General features: G+C 56.5%; 20 protein-coding genes and 1 other annotated feature. Of the genes, 3 read left to right on the top strand and 17 right to left on the bottom strand.

What is annotated here, in order from left to right:
• Positions 1-14: 14 nt before the first annotated feature.
• Together rplJ and QO008_RS06295 are read right to left on the bottom strand one after the other, a co-directional pair.
• Entirely contained in the window at positions 15-551 is a 537-nt protein-coding gene (gene rplJ, locus QO008_RS06300; RefSeq protein WP_126465895.1) for a 50S ribosomal protein L10, read from the bottom strand.
• Positions 552-569: 18 nt separating this feature from the next.
• Positions 570-685: a sequence feature (ribosomal protein L10 leader region), on the bottom strand.
• Between the two features lie 41 nt (positions 686-726).
• Entirely contained in the window at positions 727-1,935 is a 1,209-nt protein-coding gene (locus tag QO008_RS06295; protein WP_164715247.1) for a BaiN/RdsA family NAD(P)/FAD-dependent oxidoreductase, read from the bottom strand.
• Between the two features lie 81 nt (positions 1,936-2,016).
• Here QO008_RS06295 and pepT point away from each other — a divergent pair, with 81 nt between their 5' ends.
• Together pepT and crcB are read left to right on the top strand one after the other, a co-directional pair.
• Positions 2,017-3,234 carry a peptidase T gene (pepT, locus tag QO008_RS06290; protein WP_126465899.1) on the top strand — a complete coding sequence of 406 codons (1,218 nt, stop codon included), beginning with the start codon at positions 2,017-2,019 and terminating at the stop codon, positions 3,232-3,234.
• A 1-nt stretch (position 3,235) separates the two neighbouring features.
• Entirely contained in the window at positions 3,236-3,592 is a 357-nt protein-coding gene (gene crcB / locus QO008_RS06285; protein WP_164715248.1) for a fluoride efflux transporter CrcB, read from the top strand.
• A 36-nt stretch (positions 3,593-3,628) separates the two neighbouring features.
• Here crcB and QO008_RS06280 read toward each other — a convergent pair whose 3' ends face one another.
• The 14 genes from QO008_RS06280 to QO008_RS06215 form a co-directional block, all read right to left on the bottom strand.
• The gene (locus tag QO008_RS06280) at positions 3,629-4,366 is read right to left on the bottom strand and encodes a hypothetical protein (protein ID WP_126465903.1); all 738 of its coding nucleotides are present in this window, start codon (positions 4,364-4,366) and stop codon (positions 3,629-3,631) included.
• Positions 4,367-4,507: 141 nt separating this feature from the next.
• Positions 4,508-5,206: a 50S ribosomal protein L1 gene (rplA, locus tag QO008_RS06275; RefSeq protein WP_126465905.1), complete on the bottom strand. Its 699-nt coding sequence runs from the start codon at positions 5,204-5,206 to the stop codon at positions 4,508-4,510.
• Positions 5,207-5,248: 42 nt separating this feature from the next.
• Entirely contained in the window at positions 5,249-5,674 is a 426-nt protein-coding gene (gene rplK, locus QO008_RS06270) for a 50S ribosomal protein L11 (protein WP_126465908.1), read from the bottom strand.
• A 58-nt stretch (positions 5,675-5,732) separates the two neighbouring features.
• Entirely contained in the window at positions 5,733-6,296 is a 564-nt protein-coding gene (nusG, locus tag QO008_RS06265) for a transcription termination/antitermination protein NusG (protein ID WP_307385199.1), read from the bottom strand.
• 19 nt (positions 6,297-6,315) lie between these two features.
• On the bottom strand, positions 6,316-6,537 hold the full coding sequence (gene secE / locus QO008_RS06260) for a preprotein translocase subunit SecE (RefSeq protein ID WP_307385197.1): 222 nt from the start codon (positions 6,535-6,537) through the stop codon (positions 6,316-6,318).
• A gap of 11 nt (positions 6,538-6,548) precedes the next feature.
• Positions 6,549-6,698, bottom strand: coding sequence for a 50S ribosomal protein L33 (gene rpmG / locus QO008_RS06255; protein ID WP_126465912.1), 150 nt, complete (start codon positions 6,696-6,698; stop codon positions 6,549-6,551).
• A gap of 117 nt (positions 6,699-6,815) precedes the next feature.
• Positions 6,816-7,385: a hemerythrin domain-containing protein gene (locus QO008_RS06250; protein ID WP_126465914.1), complete on the bottom strand. Its 570-nt coding sequence runs from the start codon at positions 7,383-7,385 to the stop codon at positions 6,816-6,818.
• Entirely contained in the window at positions 7,372-8,922 is a 1,551-nt protein-coding gene (locus QO008_RS06245; protein ID WP_307385193.1) for an NAD(P)/FAD-dependent oxidoreductase, read from the bottom strand. Before QO008_RS06245 ends, QO008_RS06250 begins: the two co-directional genes overlap by 14 nt.
• Before the next feature lie 183 nt (positions 8,923-9,105).
• Complete coding sequence (locus QO008_RS06240) at positions 9,106-14,046, bottom strand: phosphoribosylformylglycinamidine synthase (protein WP_307385191.1); 4,941 nt, start codon at positions 14,044-14,046, stop codon at positions 9,106-9,108.
• Between the two features lie 9 nt (positions 14,047-14,055).
• The gene (gene purH / locus QO008_RS06235; RefSeq protein ID WP_307385190.1) at positions 14,056-15,579 is read right to left on the bottom strand and encodes a bifunctional phosphoribosylaminoimidazolecarboxamide formyltransferase/IMP cyclohydrolase; all 1,524 of its coding nucleotides are present in this window, start codon (positions 15,577-15,579) and stop codon (positions 14,056-14,058) included.
• Positions 15,576-16,130: a phosphoribosylglycinamide formyltransferase gene (purN, locus tag QO008_RS06230; RefSeq protein ID WP_126465922.1), complete on the bottom strand. Its 555-nt coding sequence runs from the start codon at positions 16,128-16,130 to the stop codon at positions 15,576-15,578. Before purN ends, purH begins: the two co-directional genes overlap by 4 nt.
• A gap of 2 nt (positions 16,131-16,132) precedes the next feature.
• Positions 16,133-17,164 carry a phosphoribosylformylglycinamidine cyclo-ligase gene (purM, locus tag QO008_RS06225; RefSeq protein WP_307385188.1) on the bottom strand — a complete coding sequence of 344 codons (1,032 nt, stop codon included), beginning with the start codon at positions 17,162-17,164 and terminating at the stop codon, positions 16,133-16,135.
• Positions 17,165-17,174: 10 nt separating this feature from the next.
• Positions 17,175-18,521 carry an amidophosphoribosyltransferase gene (gene purF, locus QO008_RS06220; RefSeq protein ID WP_307385186.1) on the bottom strand — a complete coding sequence of 449 codons (1,347 nt, stop codon included), beginning with the start codon at positions 18,519-18,521 and terminating at the stop codon, positions 17,175-17,177.
• The gene (locus QO008_RS06215) at positions 18,518-18,661 is read right to left on the bottom strand and encodes a hypothetical protein (protein ID WP_307385184.1); all 144 of its coding nucleotides are present in this window, start codon (positions 18,659-18,661) and stop codon (positions 18,518-18,520) included. The genes purF and QO008_RS06215 overlap by 4 nt, the downstream gene beginning before the upstream one ends.
• A gap of 388 nt (positions 18,662-19,049) precedes the next feature.
• On the opposite strand from QO008_RS06215, the gene QO008_RS06210 reads away from it, so the two are divergent.
• The gene (locus tag QO008_RS06210; protein WP_307385182.1) at positions 19,050-19,880 is read left to right on the top strand and encodes a patatin-like phospholipase family protein; all 831 of its coding nucleotides are present in this window, start codon (positions 19,050-19,052) and stop codon (positions 19,878-19,880) included.
• A gap of 46 nt (positions 19,881-19,926) precedes the next feature.
• On the opposite strand, the gene QO008_RS06205 is transcribed toward QO008_RS06210, so the two are convergent.
• Entirely contained in the window at positions 19,927-20,739 is an 813-nt protein-coding gene (locus QO008_RS06205) for a hypothetical protein (RefSeq protein ID WP_307385180.1), read from the bottom strand.
• Positions 20,740-20,761: the final 22 nt, after the last annotated feature.

Genomic DNA, 20,761 nt, shown 5'->3' with positions numbered 1-20,761 from the left:
ATTTTTCTGTGCCCTTAGGCAGTTTCTTGTTCCTTCTTTTCGCGGATCTGATCCAGTGCAACTGCCAGACCCTTGATGTTTGCGGAAAGTACGGTAGCCAATCCTTGGATCGGTGCATTGAGGCCGCCGAGCAATTGCGCGATAAGAACTTCGCGAGACGGAAGTTTTGCAAGAGTTTCTACAGCCGCTACATCGACTGCTTTGCCGTCTAAGAAGCCGGCCTTAATCTCGATGCGGTCGTTGTCCTTGGCGAAGTCGAAGAGGATCTTGGCGGGTTGTACCGCATCCTCTAAGCCGAAGGCGACGGCGCTGGGGCCGACGAGGTGTTCCTTGACGTCTTCGTATCCCAAGGCGTCAAATGCACGTTTCAACATGGTGTTCTTGTAGACCTTATAGTCCACGCCGTTTTCGCGAAGTTGTTTTCTGAGTTCGGTCACTTGCTCAACGGTCATGCCCTTATTGTCGACGAACACGATGGATTGGGAATTTTCGATCTTTTCCTTGATCTCGTTGACCAGATCAATTTTTTGTTGGAGTAGCGCTTCTTTCACAGATTCACCTCCTTGTTTTTGAACATAAAAAAATCACATTGCAGACACAATGCGAGTACCAAATCGGATTCAGTCACCTCGGCAGGAAATTAAGGCGAACCACCTGCTGTCTGCGGTTTCAACGTGCTATATAATATCAGAGCCCGATCGGATTGTAAAGGTCTTTTGTGATTTTTTACGACATTTTTTTCAGCATATCGAGCGCCGCGCGCCGTGCCGAGGCCATGGCCCAGTGGATATTATAGCCGCCGCAGTCCCCGTCTACATCCAGCACTTCGCCGGCGGCGTAGACCCCGGGACAGAGGACGGATTCCAGCTGCGGCGTAAAGTCCGCGAGGTCGATCCCGCCGCAGGTTACCTGGGCAAAATCATAGCCACGCACGCCGGTGACGGGCATCGAAAAGGCGAACAGCGCATCCAAAAGGCGCATGCGGTCTTCGTAGTCCAAGGCGTCCATGGGCTCGTCTCGCCCGATCCCCGTCTCCTTTAAGACGACGTGCACCCATTTGTTGGACACAATCCCCTCGAGAAAGCCCTCCGCCGTATCGGCGAGATAGCTTCTGGATTCGATCCGCTCCCGGTACTTCGGAATCTGCTCGAGGTGGTTGAGCATGGGCACCGATACCGTAAATTGCCCCTTCTCTTGTCCCACCGCGCGGGCGAGGTCGAGCACCGGCGGGCCGCTGATCCCGTCTTTGGCAAAGAGGATCTCGCCCGTCTCCCGCTGCACTTCTTCGCCGTCTCTATACAAGACGACCGTGCCCTCTACCTTGGTGCCGCTTAAGTGCCGCAAATACGGGCTTTCGCAGACGAGGGCGCTGATGCCGGCAAAGGTGCGCGTCAGCTTATGCCCCAAATTCGTGAGGATTTGGTATCCCTTGCCGTCGCTTCCCGAAGCGGGCATGGCGCGTCCGCCCGTGGCCACCAGCACCCTATCGGCTGCATACACCTCGCCTTCTCCCTCCAGGCGCAGGGCGTTCTGTTCGGGATGTACGGCGCGGATAAAGCAGTCGGTCTTTTCCTCGCCCCCCGCCGAAGCGAAGTGGCGGCGCAGGGAGTTAAGGACCGTACGCGCCTGCAAAGTGGCCGGATACAGCTTGCCCCGGTCCTCCTCCACCAGATCGATCCCCAGGCTCGCAAAGAATTCGTCCCGCACCGCCGGCGAAAATTCGGCGAGGATCTCCTCTACAAACGCCGCACTGTGATGCCAGTGCCGCAGATCCAGATCCCGATTGCTCACATTGCAGCGCCCGTTTCCCGTGGCGAGGAGCTTTTTTCCCACGCGGTCCTTGCGCTCGTAGATGGTGACTTTTGCCCCGCCCCGTACGAGGTGCACGCCGGCACATAGGCCCGCCGCGCCGCCACCGATAATTGCGATCTCCACGATTTTCCCCCTCTCCGTATTTCTTCGAGAAGTATAACACGCCATTGTGCTACAATACAAGGGTATAAGAAAGGAGAAACTATGAACATCACAGAACGTTTGGAACAATACGTAAAGATACACACCACCAGCGACGAAAACTCCGACACCTTCCCCTCCACCGCCCGGCAGACGGATCTCGCGAAGGTCCTCGTCGAGCAGCTGAAGGAACTGGGGCTCCGCGATGCCGCCATCGACCCCAACGGCTATGTCATCGCGCATTTGGCGGCGAACACCGACAAGGATATGCCCGTGGTGGGACTCCTCGCCCATATGGACACTGCCCCCGCCATGAGCGGCAAAGACGTCAAGCCCCGCATCGTCCACTACGAAGGCGGCGACATCGCCTTAAACGAAGAGAAAAACATCGTCCTCAAAGCAGAGGACTTCCCCGCCTTAGAAGACGTCGTCGGATTGGATCTGATGGTGACAGACGGCACCACCCTCCTCGGCGCCGACGACAAGGCGGGCATCGCCATTATTATGGCGGCCCTCCAAGAAATCATCGAAAAGGACATCCCCCACGGCGAGCTCGCCATCGGCTTTTCGCCCGACGAGGAGATCGGCCGCGGCATGGACCACTTCGACGTAGAGGCCTTCGGCGCGGACTTCGCCTTCACCCTGGACGGATCCCGCCTGGGCGAGGTGCAGTACGAGTGCTTCCACGCCGTCAGCGCCAAGGTCGACATTCAGGGCGTAAGCGTCCACCCCGGAAGCGCCAAAAACAAAATGATCAACGCCATCGCCCTCGGCATGGAACTGGACCGTATGCTCCCCGAGCAGATGCGGCCCCAATACACCGAGGGCTATGAAGGCTTCTTCCACCTGGATCAGTTCCACGGCAGCGTCGATTCCGCCGAAATGGCGTATATCCTGCGGGACTTCGACGCCGAAAAGGTGCAGGCCATGGAAGAGATTTTGCGCGCGGCGGTGGAATTTTTGAACAAAAAATACGGCGAACGCATTACGCTCACACTACAAGAAAGCTATCGCAATATGCGCGAAAAAATCGAACCCCATATGGACACCATCGAACTCTGCGTCGAGGTGATGGAGAAGATGGGGATCGAACCCGTTATCGAACCGATCCGCGGCGGCACCGACGGCAGTCGCCTCTCTTGGATGGGGCTACCCACGCCGAACCTCTTTACCGGCGGCATGAACTTCCACGGCCCCTACGAATATATTCCCATCCAACACATGGAGGCGGCGCGGGACTTCCTCGTCGCCCTCCTCGCCGAGATGGAAAAGCGGGCATAGATTGCAACTCCTCTACGCCGCGGCCGGCGGCGCCTTGGGGGCGGCGTGTCGCTTTGCCCTCTCCTATCTTCCGGTATCGAATCGCAATCTGCCCCCGGCCACCCTGCTCGCCAATCTCATCGGGTGCTTTCTGATGGGCGTCCTTTCCGCTAAGGCAGAGGCGCGGGGCTGGCATCCGAATCTCGAGATCTTTTTACAGGCGGGGTTTTGCGGCGGGCTCACCACCTTCTCCGCCTTTAGCAAAGAGACCGTCTCCATGGCCCAAAAAGGACAGCTGCCGGCGGCGACTCTCTATATCGTTTCGACGGTGGCACTGGGCTTTTTGGCCTTCTATCTCGGCCAACAAGCGGCAAAATAAAAGACGACGGAGCGTACCTTGCTCCGCCGTCTTTTTTTAATCGGCGATTTTCACCGAGCCCAACATGGAATAGACGCCGTCGATGGCGTAGTTTCTCTCGGAGGGCGCTTCCCCTTGTTTTCGGGGATCTTTCTCCGCCACTTTTGCCGCCACATAGCCTCCCTTACTTTCCCCCAGGAGGTAGACGTTCCGGTCCGGAAGTTCTGCCGGCACCCGGAAGATGCGGGCGATCTCTTCTTGGGTTTGCTTCCGGACGAAGCGGATTTCCGCTTTGTCCTCGCGGATCTCGACCCCCGCGATCCCATCCTCGGGCACGCGCCAGGTCATGGAGAGGGCGGGGACTTTTTCTTCCGTCGTGATGTCCGCATATACCAATCCCGATCCGTCGTAGAAGTCGAAGATCGCGATGCGATTCTTCTCGTCCCACTTTACAGGGCGCCCCATCTTCTCGAGAAAGGCCCGTCCCGGAATGTAATAGGCCGCATCTTCCCGAAAAGCCGCCCCTTCTCCCTTCGCCTTTACGGCCACGGGATAGTGCTTCTCTCGAGTGTTCATCCAGTCCAAATTATTTCCCTCCGCCTTTAAGAGCAGAAACAGATGCGCCGATAGGGGGGCTTGGTGGATATAGACCCGGTCGTCCACCACCTGAAAATCCCCCTTGGGATCCAGGTGCGTGCCCCCTACATAGACGTCCATCTTTGCATCTTGAGCGAAGGCGGGAGCCGAAAGCCCCATCACGGCGGCGAGTGCCGCGGTAAGTACGATTCTTTTCATAGTTTGCCCCTTTCGATGCCACGGTATCGTAGTAAATAGAGTATATCAGGAAATAAAAAATAGGGCAATAGATACCAATGATTCTTATAAAAATCCTTGAAATGGGCATAAAAAAATGCGGCATCGCCGCATTTTTTTGAGTTAATCCATTAATTTGGAGCCGTTCAATTTAATTCCGGGACCCATGGTGGAGGACAGGGTAACGGAACGCAGGTAGCGACCTTTGGCCGCTGCCGGCTTGGAACGGATGATCGCGCTCATAAGCGTCTTGAAGTTTTCGGTCAATTTTTCGGTGCCGAAGGAAACTTTTCCGATGGGCACGTTGATGATGGCCGCTTTGTCTACGCGGTATTCAACCTTACCGGCTTTGATTTCTTCTACGGCTTGTTGAATGTCGAAGGTGACAGTGCCGGCCTTGGGGTTCGGCATCAATCCCTTGGGACCGAGCACCCGACCGATACGTCCGACGACGCCCATCATGTCGGGGGTCGCTACGACGACGTCGAAGTCAAACCAGTTTTCTTCCTGAATCTTCTTTACGAGTTCTTCGCCGCCTGCGTAATCAGCGCCGGCTTCTTCCGCTTCCTTGAGTTTGTCGCCCTTGGCGAATACGAGGATGCGTTCGGTACGTCCGGTTCCGTGGGGAAGGACGACGGTGCCGCGAACTTGTTGGTCCGCGTGGCGGGGATCGACGCCTAAGCGTACGGCCAGTTCTACGGTTTCGTCGAATTTGGCCGCGGCGGTCTTTTGTACCAACTCTACCGCTTCCGCTACATCATAGAGATGGGTGCGGTCTACGAGCTTTAAACTTTCTTGATATCTTTTCCCTCTTTTGGGCATAGTAAACCTCCTTGTGGTTCAAGCGAAATGGAATTTCTCCCACTAACCTTCTACTTCGACTCCCATGCTGCGTGCGGTACCGGCAACCATTCGCATGGCGGCTTCTACGTCTGCGGCATTCAAATCGGGCATCTTTGTCTCTGCGATTTCACGGCATTGTTCCTTGGTAATCTTGGCGACCTTTTTCTTGTTGGGTTCGCCGCTTGCCGTGTCGATGCCGGCTGCCTTTTTGATGAGGACTGCCGCCGGCGGGGTCTTGGTGATAAAGGTAAAGGAACGATCTTGGTAAACGGTCATAACCACGGGAATGATCATGCCGGCTTGGTCTTGGGTCTTGGCGTTAAATTGTTTGGTAAACTCCATAATGTTGACGCCGTGGGGTCCCAATGCGGTACCTACCGGCGGTGCCGGGGTAGCTTTACCTGCGGGAATTTGTAGTTTGACAATTGCTATGACTTTCTTGGCCATAGTACACCTCCTAATGTGGTTCTGCGGGGTTTCCCTCCCACTCTTACGTGTTGCTTGCTTACGCCTCGGTGAGTTGGTCGTGATCCAACTCCACCAGGGTGTCGCGGCCGAACATGGAAATGGACACTTTTACCTTGCCCTTTTCCTGATCCAGCGCGTCGACGATGCCGACAAAGTCCTCGAAAGGCCCGGTGAGTACCTTCACCCGGTCGCCCACGGCAAACAGATCGCCGTAGTCCTCGACCTTCGAAACGCCCAGGTTCTTGACCTCTTCCTCGGAAAGGGGAATCGGCTTGGAACCGGGACCGACGAATCCGGTTACACCTCTCGTGTTTCTGACGACGTACCAGGATTTGTCGTTCATGATCATCTTTACCAGGACATAGGAAGGGAACATCTTGCGTTCCTTGATCTTGTTAACGCCGTCTTTGGTTTCGACGTATTCTTCCATGGGAACCTGCACATCAAAGATCATATCGCCGAGATCCTGGTTTTTAACCATGGATTCCATATTGTCCTTGACTTTGTTCTCGTGACCGGAATAGGTATGGATCACATACCACTTGGCCTCGTCTTCTCTCTCGAGATCTTCGCCGTCTCTCTGATTCAAATCATCTGTCAATGGAAATCCTCCAATACGCTTACAATCCGAATATCAAAGACATAAGGTGGCTGAAGACAAAATCAATGGCGTAGATAAACAGTGCAGTTATGATGCTTACGACGATAACGATCAGGCTGTACTGAAACAACTGCTTCTTGGTCGGCCAAACTACCCGCTTAAACTCGCTCTTTACACCGCGAAAGTACTTGGACAGCGACTTGGCGTCCTGTTCCTTCGCCGTGGTGGTTTTTTGAGCCATTGTATCTCTCCTTATTTCGTCTCCTTATGAACCGTATGGGTCTTGCAGAATTTGCAATACTTCTTCATTTCCATACGCTCCGGCGTATTCTTCTTGTTCTTAAACGTTACGTAGTTTCTTTGTTTGCACTCGGTGCATTCCAAAGTTACGCGATCTGCCATAGGGCACCTCCTCAAAAATGGAAATAAACTCAATAAAAAAGTGGCTTTGAAGCCACCCTTTCCCGGTAACCCGGATTTGGTTTACGTAGTGCATTCTACCACCTGCGCGCATATTTGTCAATCGGTATTGCCGCCTCCGTCGAGAATTTCTTCCCATCGAGCCAAGGCCGACAGTTGCTTTTCTTTGACCGATGCGCCTTCTTCTTCAAAGGCGCGGGTCTCGGCATCGACCGACGCCTTTTTCTCCTCGCTCAAAGCGCGTTCGCCGAAGGGATAGACCACCTCGTTCTCCCGCGCAGCATGTGCTTCGAGCAGGCGTACGTAGGCATACAAGAGCCCGAAGATGTCCAAAAGATGCGCCGCGCTCGCCTCCGATTCATACGCGATGCGTGCCGCCTCCAGATCCCGCACGATGCCCCGCGCCTGGTCGTGCTCGACGAGCATCCCCTGGCGCACGATTTTTTCGGCGACGTCGCCCCCGTCTTCGAGCATATAGTGAAAGAGGATCTCCTCTTCCTTGCCGTGGTGATGGGCGTCGGAATAGTTCCTGATAAAGTCGATCATGCCGCTCAATTCGTCGAGAAACAAGATCTCGCCGTCCATGGCACGCAAGAGATACCGGCGAATCACCCGCGTAAAGCGCAGTATATTGTCGTGTTCCCGTACCAGCACTTCAATCCCGTACATAAGCTTTCTCCTTTTCGATGATTTTTTCCGCCACGCGTATGCCGTCGATGGCGGACGAAACGATGCCGCCGGCATAACCCGCGCCCTCTCCCGTAGGATATATGTTCCCGTGCGAGATCGACGCCAAACGTTTCGGGTCCCTGAGGATCCGCACCGGCGACGACGATCGCGTCTCTGGCGCCGTAAGGAGGGCGTTTTCGAGAAAGGCGGGAAATTTCTCCCCGATCTTTCGCATTCCTTCTTCGAGGAGCGTATCCACCGCTTCCGGATAGATTTCGTGAAGATCCGCCCTATAGGTGCCGGGGCGATAGGTAGGCGCCACCGCCTCTTCCCCGCCCCTCTTCAGATATTCCGATGCGGGCATAATCGGAGCGCGATAGGAACCCGTCATCTGAAAGACCTTTTGTTCCACAGACCGCTGAAATTCCATGCCCGCCAAAACGCCCGCGCCGTATACCGACTCGTCTACGGTGGCGAGGATGGCGGCATTGGCGTTTTCGCCGCCCCGATCCTTATAGCTCATGCCGTTGGTCACCACGCCCCCAATCTCGGAGGCCGCCGCCACCACATAGCCGCCGGGGCACATACAGAAGCTGTATACGCCGTTCTCGCCGAGCTTTTGGGTCACGGCGTATTCCGCCGGAGGGAGAAGTGCAGCCTCCTCTTTGTATTGGGCCGCATTCATCGCCTGCTGATTCTGCTCGATGCGAAAACCCACGGCAAAGGGCTTGGCCGACATAGCAAAGCCACATTCCAGCAGCATCTCAAAGCTGTTCCGCGCCGAATGTCCCAAGGCAAGCACGCCGTAGGGCGATGCCACTTCGCCCCGAGAGGTGTGGAAGAGATATTCGCCCTCGTGTTCTTCGATATCGTCCAGGCGCTCGTTAAAGCGAAAGATCGTCCCCATCTCCTCGAGCTCTCTCCTGAGGCGCACCAATACCTTCCGAAGCGCATCGGTGCCCACATGGGGTTTTTTCTTGTAGAGCAGGCTCTCGTCTTCCGCCAGGCGCGAAAAGAGCGAAAGCACCAGGCGCCCGCGGGGGTCTTTGGAGCGGCTGGTGAGCTTGCCGTCGGAGAAGGTGCCGGCGCCTCCTTCCCCGAACTGCACATTGCTTTCGGGATCCAGGGGACCGCCGTTCCAAAAGGCTTCGACTTTTCGGATGCGCGCCTCTACCGCATCGCCCCGCTCCAAGACGATGGCGGGCATCTTCGCCTTGGCGAGAACATAGGCGCAAAAGAGACCCGCCGGTCCCGCGCCGACGATCACCGGCCGCCGGGTCGTCTCGACGCTAGCAAAGCGATAGCCCTCGTCGTTCACGCGAAAAAGGCGCCCGCTCTCTTTGAGCGCGCGTTCGGTCTCGATGTCGACGGATGCGACGTAGCGGATCTCGCGGCCGCGGCGGGCGTCGACGGACTCCTGATGGCGGCGGTAGCGATAGTCGCCCCCTTTGAGGCCTGTGATGCGCTCGATCTCTTTCTCGTAATGCGACGGATCCGAATCGATCGGTCGATGTAAATTGTGAATTCTGTATTTCATACCCCGATTATCCCCGAGGACGGCGCCGCCGTCAAGGCGACAGTTTGCCCAAAAACAGGAAAAGGCCTTCGCCGAAGCGAAAGCCTTAGGGGGGGAACCCTTACTTATGAACAATTTGATTGTACCGAGGACAGATCATCGAAGGGTGATCCCCGTGTAAAGTTTGTGTTATGAATAGCGCTTTTACGCCTTTTTCTTTCCCTTGATATAGTCCACGCCGGCGCGGATAATGGGCATACTCTCCATGCCGGGAACATTCTTATACAGACCCGTATCGACGCGCTCCACATGGCCCATTTTGCCCAAAATCTTTCCGTCGGGACTCAACAGTCCTTCTATATTATAGGCGCTGCCGTTGGGATTGTCGCGGTAGATAAAAGCGATTTGATTGTCCTTTGCCAACCGCTCGGCTTCGGTTGCGCTGACCGCGAGACGTCCTTCGCCGTGGCTTATGGGGACGAGGTATTCCTCGCCCGGCTTCAGGTAGCGCAACCACGGAGAATCGTTGGTGACGACGGCGGTCTTTACCATGCGCGCCACGTGGCGGCCGTTGTCGTTAAAGGTCAAGGTCGGCGAATCTTCGGTTTGTACCCGCGCCTCTCCGTAGGGCAAATAGCCCGACTTGATCAGCGCCTGGAATCCGTTGCAGATCCCCAGTACCAGGCCGTCATTGTCCTCGAGCAGCACTTTCATCGCCGCCCGCATTTCGTCGGTGCGCAGGATATTGGCGATAAACTTCGCCGATCCGTCGGGCTCGTCGCTAAAGCTGAATCCGCCGGGGATGGCGAAAATATCCGCTTCTTTTACCTTTTCGGCGAGGGTGCGGATGGATTCGACGGTCTCTTCGGCGCTTTGGTTGCAGAAGACAAAGACCTCCGCCTCGGCGCCCGACTCGGTAAAGACATCGGCGGTGTCGTACTCGCTATTGGTGCCGGGGAAGCAAGCGATCAACACCTTGACGTCCTCTTTTCCGTCGCGCGTGCGAATCCGCGTATCGGCGTCCGTGATTTCGGCGATGTCTTCTTTTTTCGCGTGTTTTTCCGGTGGGAAGATTTCTGCAAGCCCTTCGGTATAGGCGCGGCGCACGACATCCACATCGAGTGCCTTGCCGTTTACGATATAGCCGGCCTCGGTGAGGGTGCCGATCTTTTCCACTTCGGCGAAGTCGGTTTCGTATTCGACGAGGATGTCGCCATACAGGGGATTGTAGAGATCGTCGAGTTCTACCGTAAAGCCCAGCTCGTTTCCGAGGGCCGAGATAACGAGGCCTGGCAGCGTACCCGCGTGGGTGACGGCGAAGGCGCTCTTTACATTGCCGCTGTGGATTTCTTTATACAGCACTTCGGCGCGCGCTTTGAATGCCTCGGCGTCGATCTTTTCGCCGTCTCGCGGCGCCGCGATGCGCCCCAATTGGTTCCCCGCCGCGGTAAAGGCGTTTCCGATCACGTCGTCTACCGCCACCGGCGCGATAGCAAAGGAGACGAGGGTCGGCGGAACGTCTTTGTCGCGGAAGGTGCCGCTCATGGAGTCCTTGCCGCCGATGGGGGGTACATCCAGATCCATGCAGGCGTCAAAGGCACCCAAGAGCGCCTTAAAGGGCTTTTGCCAGCGGGTTTCGTCTTCGCCCAGCTTCTCGAAGTATTCCTGGAAGGTGAAGTACATATCCGGAATTCTCGCGCCGGTCGCGACGAGTTTCGTCACCGATTCCCACACGGCGTAGTAGGCGCCGAAGTATTGGTTTTCGCTCAAAAACTCGGGATTGCAGCCGAAGCTCATCACACTGGCGGTGTCGCTCCGCTTGCCTTCTACGGGAATCCGCCCCGCCATGGCCTGGGTCGGGGTCATCAGGTCCTTGCCGCCCAAGGGCATAAGCACGGTGCCGCGGCCCACGGTGTTGTCGAATTTTTCGATCATATTCTTTTGGCTCACCACATTCAAGTCGCCCATGCGGGTCAGAATGTTGTCTAGATCGTAGTCGTCATAGCGGTTCAGGTAATGGCATTTTGCGTCCGCTTCCACTACGACCTTTTGTCGGCGCGCGGTCCCCGCGGTCTCGATAAAGGCGCGGTCCAATTCGGCGATCAGCGCATCGCCGTAGTACATGCGCATATAGGGATCGGCGATGACTTCCGCCACGACGGTGAGTTCGAGATTTTCCTTCTTACATTCTTCTTCGAACAACGCGAGGTCTTCTTTTTCGATGACCACCGCCATCCGCTCTTGGGATTCGGAAAGGGCGATCTCACGCGGTGCGAGCCCTTCGTATTTTAAGGGCACCTTGTCGAGGTGGATCTCGAGGCCGTCGGCGAGCTCTCCGATGGCGACCGATACGCCGCCGGCGCCGAAGTCGTTACAGCGCTTGATTCTCGATGCCACTTGGGATTTGCGGAACAGGCGCAGGAGCTTTCTTTCCATGGGGGCGTTGCCCTTTTGAACTTCCGCCGATGCGGTATACAGAGACGATGCCGTGTGTTCCTTACTGGAACCCGTGGCGCCGCCGATGCCGTCGCGGCCCGTGCGACCGCCCAAGAGCAGAATCAAATCTCCCGGTTCGGGCGTGCCGCGCCATACGTCTTTTTCCGCCACGGCGCCCACCACCGCGCCGACTTCCATGCGCTTTGCCATATAGCCGGGGTGGTAGATCTCTTCGACGAGACCTGCGGGCAGGCCGATTTGGTTGCCGTAGGAGGCGTAGCCCACCGCCGCTTCGGTGGTGATTTTCTTTTGGGGCAGTTTGTTTTCCCAGGTCTCCTCCAGCGGCGTACGGGGATCCGCCGATCCGGTGACGCGCATGGCCTGATAGACAAAGGCGCGGCCGGACAGCGGGTCGCGAATACAACCGCCCAGACAGGTAGAGGCACCGCCAAAGGGTTCGATCTCGGTGGGGTGGTTGTGGGTTTCGTTCTTAAACATCAAGAGATAGGGAATGGTCTCTTTCTCTTTCGTCGCCAAATCCTCCGCCTCGATCTCGATGCGAATGGAGCAGGCATTGATCTCTTCGGATTCTTCGATATTGGTCTTGATGCCCTTCGCCTTGAGGTGCTTTGCGACAATGGTGCCCAGATCCATCAAGCTGACGGGTTTGGTGCGGTTCAGCGCGGCGCGCGTGGCTTCGTAGCGTCGGAAGGCCTCTTTGATATAGGGAGCGACGCCTTCTTCGAATTCGACGTCCAACTCCGTCAAGAAGGTGGTGTGCCGGCAGTGGTCGGACCAATAGGTGTCGAGGATGGCGAGTTCCGTTTCGTTGATGTCGCGGCCCAGTTCCCGAAAGTGGGCTTGAATAAAGGCAAAGTCCTCGATGCTCATGGCGAGATCCCGCGCTTCGAATTGCGCCTTTAAGGTCTCTTCGTCCCAGCTCGTAAAGCCTTCGACCACGGGGTTTTCGAGATTCTTTTCGCTTTCGCTCTGCAAGGTGGTGGGCACGCCGAAGAGGCTGCCGACCCGCTGGTCGACGGGATTGACCATCACCGATACGATTTCGTCGAAGTCCCCTTCTTCCAAATCGCCGCGGAAGTCGTAGACAGTGGCGGTGGCAGAGGTCAAATGCGTGTGGCCGAAGATCGCCGTCGCCGTGTCCATCACGCCGGCATTGCGCTGGTCGTATTGGCCGGGGAGGTATTCCACCACCAGGCCGTGGTCCATTCCGGCCGCCAGGGCATAGGCGTCTTCGTCGATATAATAGCGGTCGGTGGCGGGTTCGGCGAGCACCTCCCGGGCGAGTCGATCGACTTCTTCTCGCGTCAGGCCTTCGAGGTCGTATCTCGCGTAGATCTTTACGGCATCGAGCGCGATCCCCGATTCCTCGGCGAGTTGTGCCGAAAGCGCCTTGGCGCTCTCGTCAAAGCCTTCGCGCCGCTCCACATACACGCGGCTGACTTTGGGGCCGATGTCTCGTCGTATCTGCTTGTTCTCGAATCGGATCGCATCCGCCGCCGCATACACCTTTTCCATAGCGCGGTCGAAGTCGGCATCCGTCGCGGTGACCGTTAGCACGCGGCCGCCGTCGGTCACGAGCGCATCGCCTTCTCGTCGGGTGCCGGCGTGAAAGATCTTTACGTCCTTTGCCGCACCCAAGCCTTCGATGGCGACGCCCTTTTCCGAAGACGCCGGGTAGCCGCCGCTCGCGAGGGTCAAAGAGACGACCTTTTGGTCGTTTTCTTTCACTTCGACTGCCCCGAGGCGTCCCTCTGCCGTGGCGCACAAGATCGTGAGCAGATCGCCGTCTAAGCGCTCGAGCACCGATTGGGTTTCGGGATCGCCGAATCGGCAGTTAAATTCCAGGACCTGCGGCCCGTCGTTTCCGATCATGATGCCGATAAAGATCAGCCCGCGGTAGTCCATTCCATCGGCCGCAAGGCCCGCCATAAAGGGATTTACGATCGCATCTTCGATCTCCTCCAACAAGGGCAGCGCCTCCACATTGGGAGCATAGGTACCCATACCGCCCGTATTCGGGCCGCGACCGCCTTCGTAGATGGACTTGTGGTCCTTGGCGGTAGAGAGCGCCTTAAAGTCCTTGCCGTCGCAGAAGGCGAGCAGGCTCATCTCGAAGCCTTCCAAAAATGCCTCTACCACGACCTTGTCCGATTCGAACTTGCCTTCGTCGAAGACGTCGTTTACAAAGGCCTCCACTTCCGCCTCACTGCGGACGATTTTGACGCCCTTGCCGGCGGCGAGTCCGTCGGCCTTCAGCACGCAGACCCCGTCTTTTTCCAACAGATTGCGCGCCGCCTGGCGTACGGCGTCTTCGTTTTCGGTCTCTATATACGCCGCCGTCGGAATGCCGTGGCGCACGCAGAAGTCCTTGGCAAAGGCCTTGCTGCCTTCCAAACGCGCCGCCGCTTTTTTCGGCCCGAAGATCGAAAGGCCCTCCGCCTCAAAGCGGTCGACGATGCCGTCGACCAAGGGCGCCTCGGGGCCTACGACGGTAAAGTCGATTTCCATTTCTTTGGCAAAGCGCACCAAGCCGCCGATGTCTGCGGTCTCGATGGCGATATTTTCTCCGATTTCCGATGTGCCGCCGTTTCCGGGGGCAAAATAAATCTTCTCTACCTCTTTGTTCTTTGCGATGGCCGCGCCGATGGCGTGTTCTCTTCCGCCGGCGCCTACGATTAATATCTTCACGGCTCCTCCTTAATGTCTGAAGTGGCGGATGCCGGTAAACACCATGGCCATCCCCGCCTCGTTACATGCCTTTACAGAGTCCTCGTCGCGGATCGATCCGCCGGGTTGAATGACGGCGCTTACGCCCTTTTCGGCCGCTGCCTTAACGCAGTCGTCGAAGGGGAAAAACGCATCGCTCGCCAAGGACGCCCCGGCAAAGTCGCGTTCGGGATGGTGGTGGAAGATATTTTCCAGCGCCCAGATCCGGCTGGTCTCACCGCCGCCGATCCCCAATGTCTTTTTGTCCTTCACCAACACCACGGCATTGCTTCGGACGTACTTGACCACCTTCATGCCGAAGAGCAGATCCATGTTTTCCGCCGATGTCGGCGCCTTTTCCGTCACCACATCGTAGCCCTCTTCGCCGTCTGTATCGGTATCTTGAATCAACACCTTGCCCGAAGCGAGGCGCAGTTCCTTCTCCGGCGCGCCGGCTTCGTAATCCACCTTGAGCACGCGGAGATTCTTCTTTTTCGTAAAGATTTCGAGCGCTTCGGGGGTGAAGTCCTTGGCCGCGACCACTTCCAAAAAGATCTTTACCATCTCCTCGGCACAGGCCGCATCTACCACGCCGTCAAAGGCGACGATGCCGCCGAAAATCGAGGTGTCGTCCGCCTCGAACATCCCCTTATACGCATCGAGCGCGCTGTCTGCGAGCGCCACGCCGCAGGGGGTGGCGTGCTTTAAGCCCACGCATACGATGCCCTCTTCCTCGACGAATTCGCCGGCGAGAGAGACCGCCGTGTTTAGGTCGTTTAAATTGTTATAGGAAAGTTCCTTGCCCTGAAACTGCTGCAGATGCGAAAAATAGCCTTCGGTCATGGGGTCGGTATAGACCGCCGCCTTTTGATGGGGGTTTTCGCCATAGCGCAGATCGCCGTCTTTTTTGAGCCCCAGGGTAAAGGTCTTCGCCTCGGAGTTCGTGGCTTCGGCAAAATAGCGGGCGATCATCGAATCGTAATACGCCGTTAGGCTGAACGCCTTCATAGCGAGTTCGCGGCGGAGGGCCATCTGATCGCCGCCTGTGCGGATCGCTTCGAGCACTTTTTCGTAGTCCGCGGGATCGGTGACGATATAGACGTCTTTGTGGTTCTTGGCGGCGGAGCGCACCATAGACGGGCCGCCGATGTCGATGTTTTCGATCAGTTCGTCGTCGCTTTTTTTGCTTAAGTAGGTTTCTTCGAAGGGATAGAGATTCACGCAGACCAGGTCGATATCTCCGATTTCGGAGGCTCGTACCGTCTCTTTGTGTTCCGCATCGTCCCGCTTATACAGAATCCCGCCGTGCACCTTAGGGTGTAAGGTCTTTACCCGGCCGCCGAGCATTTCGGGAAATCCGGTGTAGTCCTCCACGGCGAGGGCCTCGATCCCCGCTTCTCGAATCGCCGCGAGGGTGCCGCCGGTGGACAGGATCGTAAATCCCGCCTCTGCGAGTCCCCGGGCAAAAGATGCAATGTCGGTCTTGTCCGTTACGGACAGGAGTGCGTACTTCATAGTCTTTCCTCCTCACACAATCGAACGGCGATTTTTAAGAGCTGGTGTTCCAATACGAGCACCGTCTGTTGAATTTCCTCGGGAGATTGCAGGCGCGAAATGTCCACCGCGGTCTGCAGCAGGATGCGGCCGCCGTCGATGTCTTCGTTCACATAGTGCACCGTGGCGCCGCTGATTTTTTCGTTGTTTTCGAATACCGCTTCGTGCACCCGCATGCCGTACATCCCCTTGCCGCCGTATTTGGGCAAAAGCGACGGGTGGATATTGAGAATCCGCCCCTCGTAGCGTTCCAAGAGATCCGCTTCCAATATCTTCAGATACCCGGCGAGGACGAGAAAGTCGATCCCTTCCGCTTCCAGAGCGTCGAGCAGATCCCCATCGCCGGTTACAAAAGTTTTCTTTCCGTATGTTTCCGCCCGCACCAAACCGTAGGCGTCGGGCTTACTGGAGACCACCAGGGCGATCTCCGATTCAAAAAATCCTTCCCGCTCCGCTTCGAGCAGTGCTTCCAGATTGCTGCCGGAGCCGGAGATCAATACCGCAACCCGCATGATTACAGGAGCACGATGCCGCTGCCCGGCTGAATTTCGCCGATGGCATAGGCGATATCGTCGGTCTCTTCTCGTACACAGCGAAGCACCGCATCGGCCTCGTCTGCGGAGACAATCAGCACCATGCCGATTCCCATATTAAAGGAACGATAGAGTTCGGCTTCTTCTACGGCGCCGGTGTTTTCGATAAAGCGGAATAGTTCGCCCTTATCCCAGCTGTCCGCTTGTACCACACAGTCCAAATCCTCGGGCAGAATGCGCGGTACATTTTCCACCAAGCCGCCGCCGGTGATGTTCGAAATGCCCTTAATGCCGAATTGTTCCACAAGTTTCAGAACGGTCTTTACGTAAATCTTGGTGGGGGCGAGGAGCGCCTCGCCCACCGTCGTCGAAAGGCCTTCCGCTTCGCCGTCGACGTCCAGGCCCAGGTGGTCGAAGAAGAGCTTGCGCGCCAAACTGTAGCCATTGGAGTGCAGCCCCGTAGAGGCGAGGCCGATCACCACGTCGCCGGCTTGTATCTTTGCCCCGTCGATAATCTTCGCCTTGTCGGTAAGACCCACGGCAAAGCCCGCAAGATCGTATTCGTCTTCTTCATAAAGCCCCGGCATCTCGGCGGTCTCACCGCCGATCAGCGCACAGCCCGCTTGGCGACAGCCTTCTGCCACGCCCTCTACGATCTGCTGCATCTTTTCGGCATCGACGCGTCCGGTGGCGACGTAATCCAAAAAGAACAGAGGCTTCGCGCCCTGGCAGATCAGGTCGTTTACGCTCATCGCCACCAAATCGATCCCCACCGTATTGTGGACGTCCATCATTTGGGCGACGAGGAGCTTGGTGCCCACCCCATCGGTGGCGCCCAACAGCACGGGTTCTTCCATCGCCTTGGCGCCGGGAATGGCATATCCGCCGGAAAACAGGCCGATTTCGCCCAATACATTCTCGTCGTATGTGGAAGCGACGGATTTTTTCATCAATTCTACGGCGCGATTTCCTTCGGAAATGTCGACGCCTGCGTCTTTGTAGGACAGTTTCATACTCTTCCTCCTAAATCACCGTGGGATCGACGGGATAATCCCCATCGAAACAAGCCGTGCAGTAGCGGGAAATCTCTTTCTTGCCGGCGCTCGCCAGCCCCTCCAGAGAGATAAAGGCCAGGGAATCGGCCCCGATATTTTCTTCGATCTCGCGAATCGTCTGGTTCGCCGCGATCAGATTTTTCCGATTCGGCGTATCGATCCCGTAATAACAGGAATACTTTACCGGCGGCGAGGTGATGCGCATATGCACTTCCTTCGCCCCCGCCTCGCGCAACCGGTGGATCAGATTGCGGCTGGTGGTGCCCCGCACAATCGAGTCGTCCAACAAGACGATGGACTTGCCGCGGACCACATCGACCAACGGGTTCAGCTTCAATTTGACCGCCATTTCCCGCTCTTTTTGGGTGGGCTTGATAAAGGTGCGGCCCATATAGCGGTTCTTCACCAACCCTTCGCCGAAGGGAATCCCCGATGCCTGGGCGTAGCCGATGGCCGAGGGAATGCCGCTGTCCGGCACCGGCACCACCAAATCCACATCGCAGGGCGCCTCTTTCCAGAGGATTTCCCCGCAGCGCCGGCGGAAGGTATAGGCGTTGATGTCGTCGAGATTCGCGTCGTTTCGCGCAAAGTAGACGTATTCGAAGATACAGTTGCGCGCGCGATTCTCGCCCTCGTAGGGGTACGAGTGGATTCCGGTCTCGTCGATCACCAAAATCTCTCCAGCCTCTACATTCCGCGTCATCTCGCCGCCGATAATCTCGATGGGGGCATTTTCGCTGGCGACGATCACATCATCTCCGTCGCGCCCCAAAACCAGCGGGCGAAACCCGCTGGGATCGCGGAAGGCGACGACCTGTCCCTTCATCAGCGCCGTCACCGAATAGGCGCCCTCGATCACATCCATCGTGCGGCGAATTGCCTCCACGATGTCGCCGTCGTAGTAGCGGGTAATCAAGTACAGAATGACCTCCGTGTCGTTGGTGGTCTGAAACATCATCCCCTCTTCTTCGAGACGGGCGCGCAAAAGCTGGTAGTTGACCAGATTGCCGTCGTGGGCGATGGCGATCGTCTCGCCGCCGATAAAGCCCATCACCGGCTGAATATTATAGTCGTGTACGCCGCCCGCTTTGGAATAGCGCACGTGCCCGATGCCGATATTGCCCGGCAGCTCCGCCAGCGTCTCTTCGTCGAACCCGTCGATCACCAGGCCCATGGCGCGCTTTCTGAGGATCTCTTCCCCGTTAAAGACCGCCATGCCCGCGGACTCCTGTCCCCGGTGTTGCAGGGAATTTAAGCCGTAAAATAGGCTCGGACTCACCGCATTGTTACTGTAAATACCGATTACACCGCTCATCGCTTGTTCAGAATCCTTTCCGATCCCAGAGCGACGAACCCGCTACGGGACGCCGCCTTTGTGTTTTTGTATCTCTCGTCCGATTTTCCCGACATTCCGGGACGGAAGACGATCATTCCGCCGCGAAGCACATCGCGCATGGCACCCTCCTAAACGCAAGAAAGAGATACGGTAGCCGTATCTCTTTTACCAACCGGCTACTGGGCCGGAGCAATCACACTCGTCGTCGGGGAAAACGTAGCCGCGCTGCGGGACGACATTTTCTTTTGCACTGATACAAAAAATCGCGCTTCTCCGCAGATCATCGAGTAAAATTCCCCCTTTTTCGCAAATATTGTATCATACTTCCCGCAGGGGGACAACGCTCTATCGGCGAAATTTCCGCACAACAGAGCGCCCCTCTTTTCACGCGTTTGCGACAAACCAATACCCCGCCTCCCGGTTGGCGTTGTTTCTTTGTCTGTTCTTAACCTACATTTCACAGAAAAGTGTTATCATTATAAGAAGAAACAGAAAGGATATGGTTGTATGCTCGGAATCATAGACGTGGGCGGCGGTACCCGAGGCATCTTCGGGGCCGGCGTTTTGGATTGCTGCCTCGACAAAAATATACAATTCGATTACTGCTCCGGCGTATCTGCCGGGGCGGCAAATCTTATCAGCTATGTGGCAAAACAACATGGCCGTTGCCGCACCTTTTATATGGAATACGCCTTTCGAGACGAGTATATGGGCTGGTCCCATTTTCGGGAGAGCGGCGATTTTATCAATCTGCGTTATATCTACGCCACCCTCTCCAATTCCGGAGGCGAAAACCCGCTGGATTATAACGCCATCGAAGCCTCTTCCCAGCGATTCGTCTGTACCGCCACCGAGGCCGAAATGGGACGCCCCGCTTACTTTACCGAGGCGGATCTTGCCCGCGACAATTACCGCATCATCGCCGCCTCCTCCTGCGTACCCGTACTCAATCGACCGGTGGAAATCGACGGCCGCCCCTATGTAGACGGCGGCGTATCCGATCCCATTCCCGTCAAAAAGGCGCGCGAAGACGGCATAGAGCGCGTGGTCGTCATCCTCACCCGCCCCAAAGACTACTTTCGCCGCGCGCGCAAGGACCTTTACTTCGCCCTGCGCCTTCGGAGAAAATACCCCCGCCTCGCCCGCGCCATGGCGAATCGGGCAAAGACCTACAACCGCTCTCTCCGCGAGATCCTCGCCGAAGACGGAAAAGATATCCTCATCCTCGCGCCGAAAAGTACCGCCCATATGCGCACCCTCACCCTGAACAAAGACGCCATGGCCGCCATGTACGAAGAAGGCTATGCGATGGCACAAAGAATCGAAGATTGGCTATAAAAAAATGTCGCGATCCGAATGCGGATCGCGACATTTTTATGATCTGTTATTCGCGAAAATCATCATAGGTATAGTCAAAGGCCCATTCGGCGCCAGGATCATAGAGAATCCCCTTTACATAGCGCCAATCCTTCTCGGTTCTTGCCTTCTCTTTCTCGTATTCCGCTTTGTCTACCAGAACCAGACTGCCTGCTGGGGTGTCTTTTACGTCCTTGAGAATCAGAATCTTATCGGCGTCGTAGCCCGGCAGTTCTTCGAGTTTGCGGCAATAGTCCTTTAATCCCGCCGCTTCCAAGGTCTCGATGAAAATTGCCTTTTCCGTTTCTTCGTCGATCTTCGGATCTTGCGATTCTAACAACGCTTCATATACTTTTTCGTCGCCCCGGGCCATTTTCCGGACGCTGTCGGATAATTTTTGTCCGTTCTCAGATTCGATCATATCGCGGATCGCGAAAGTATCGCCTTCGGGAACGAAGTGAATCTCTAAGGGCATCGCTCCGCCGGAGGTGTTATGGAATACCCCGTCTGTAAATTCATAGTTCTTATAGAAGATATTGGCAAGGACAATCACTTGCCCCCGATCCTGAAAGACTTTGACCGGCGTGGCAGAAATCCATTGGATCAGTGAAGCCTTTTCTTTGGGGAAGGTATCTCTCAGGCTTTGGCGCAAAAACAGTGCCAGTTTTTCCCCTTGGGGAAAGTCCGCCAACAAATCCCGATCGTCGAGTCCGCCGTCGCGGGTCATTTCGTTGATCGTCACGAGAATCTTCGCGAGCTCGGCGCGCGTCGTCTCATCGGCAGGACGGAACCGACCCGCTTCGTCGCCGCACAAAGGCAATCTCCGGCCGAAGAAATTCACAAGGTCGTCGCCAAACTGGAAA

Source organism: Aedoeadaptatus ivorii, assembly GCF_030815095.1.
Taxonomy (GTDB): domain Bacteria; phylum Bacillota; class Clostridia; order Tissierellales; family Peptoniphilaceae; genus Aedoeadaptatus; species Aedoeadaptatus ivorii.
Note: the sequence above shows the minus strand (reverse complement) of the source record. Positions and strands in the feature narration are given on the sequence as shown.

Excerpts from the sequence above, each read along its gene's own strand:
- QO008_RS06280 (WP_126465903.1), bottom strand. The coding sequence starts at position 4,366 with ATGAAAAGAATCGTACTTACCGCGGCACTCGCCGCCGTGATGGGGCTT.
- purN (WP_126465922.1), bottom strand. The coding sequence starts at position 16,130 with ATGCGGGTTGCGGTATTGATCTCCGGCTCCGGCAGCAATCTGGAAGCA.
- rplA (WP_126465905.1), bottom strand. The coding sequence starts at position 5,206 with ATGCCCAAAAGAGGGAAAAGATATCAAGAAAGTTTAAAGCTCGTAGAC.
- QO008_RS06210 (WP_307385182.1), top strand. The coding sequence starts at position 19,050 with ATGCTCGGAATCATAGACGTGGGCGGCGGTACCCGAGGCATCTTCGGG.
- purM (WP_307385188.1), bottom strand. The coding sequence starts at position 17,164 with ATGAAACTGTCCTACAAAGACGCAGGCGTCGACATTTCCGAAGGAAAT.
- pepT (WP_126465899.1), top strand. The coding sequence starts at position 2,017 with ATGAACATCACAGAACGTTTGGAACAATACGTAAAGATACACACCACC.
- rplK (WP_126465908.1), bottom strand. The coding sequence starts at position 5,674 with ATGGCCAAGAAAGTCATAGCAATTGTCAAACTACAAATTCCCGCAGGT.
- QO008_RS06250 (WP_126465914.1), bottom strand. The coding sequence starts at position 7,385 with ATGTACGGGATTGAAGTGCTGGTACGGGAACACGACAATATACTGCGC.
- QO008_RS06215 (WP_307385184.1), bottom strand. The coding sequence starts at position 18,661 with ATGCGCGATGTGCTTCGCGGCGGAATGATCGTCTTCCGTCCCGGAATG.
- purF (WP_307385186.1), bottom strand. The coding sequence starts at position 18,521 with ATGAGCGGTGTAATCGGTATTTACAGTAACAATGCGGTGAGTCCGAGC.
- secE (WP_307385197.1), bottom strand. The coding sequence starts at position 6,537 with ATGGCTCAAAAAACCACCACGGCGAAGGAACAGGACGCCAAGTCGCTG.
- rpmG (WP_126465912.1), bottom strand. The coding sequence starts at position 6,698 with ATGGCAGATCGCGTAACTTTGGAATGCACCGAGTGCAAACAAAGAAAC.
- QO008_RS06245 (WP_307385193.1), bottom strand. The coding sequence starts at position 8,922 with ATGAAATACAGAATTCACAATTTACATCGACCGATCGATTCGGATCCG.
- purH (WP_307385190.1), bottom strand. The coding sequence starts at position 15,579 with ATGAAGTACGCACTCCTGTCCGTAACGGACAAGACCGACATTGCATCT.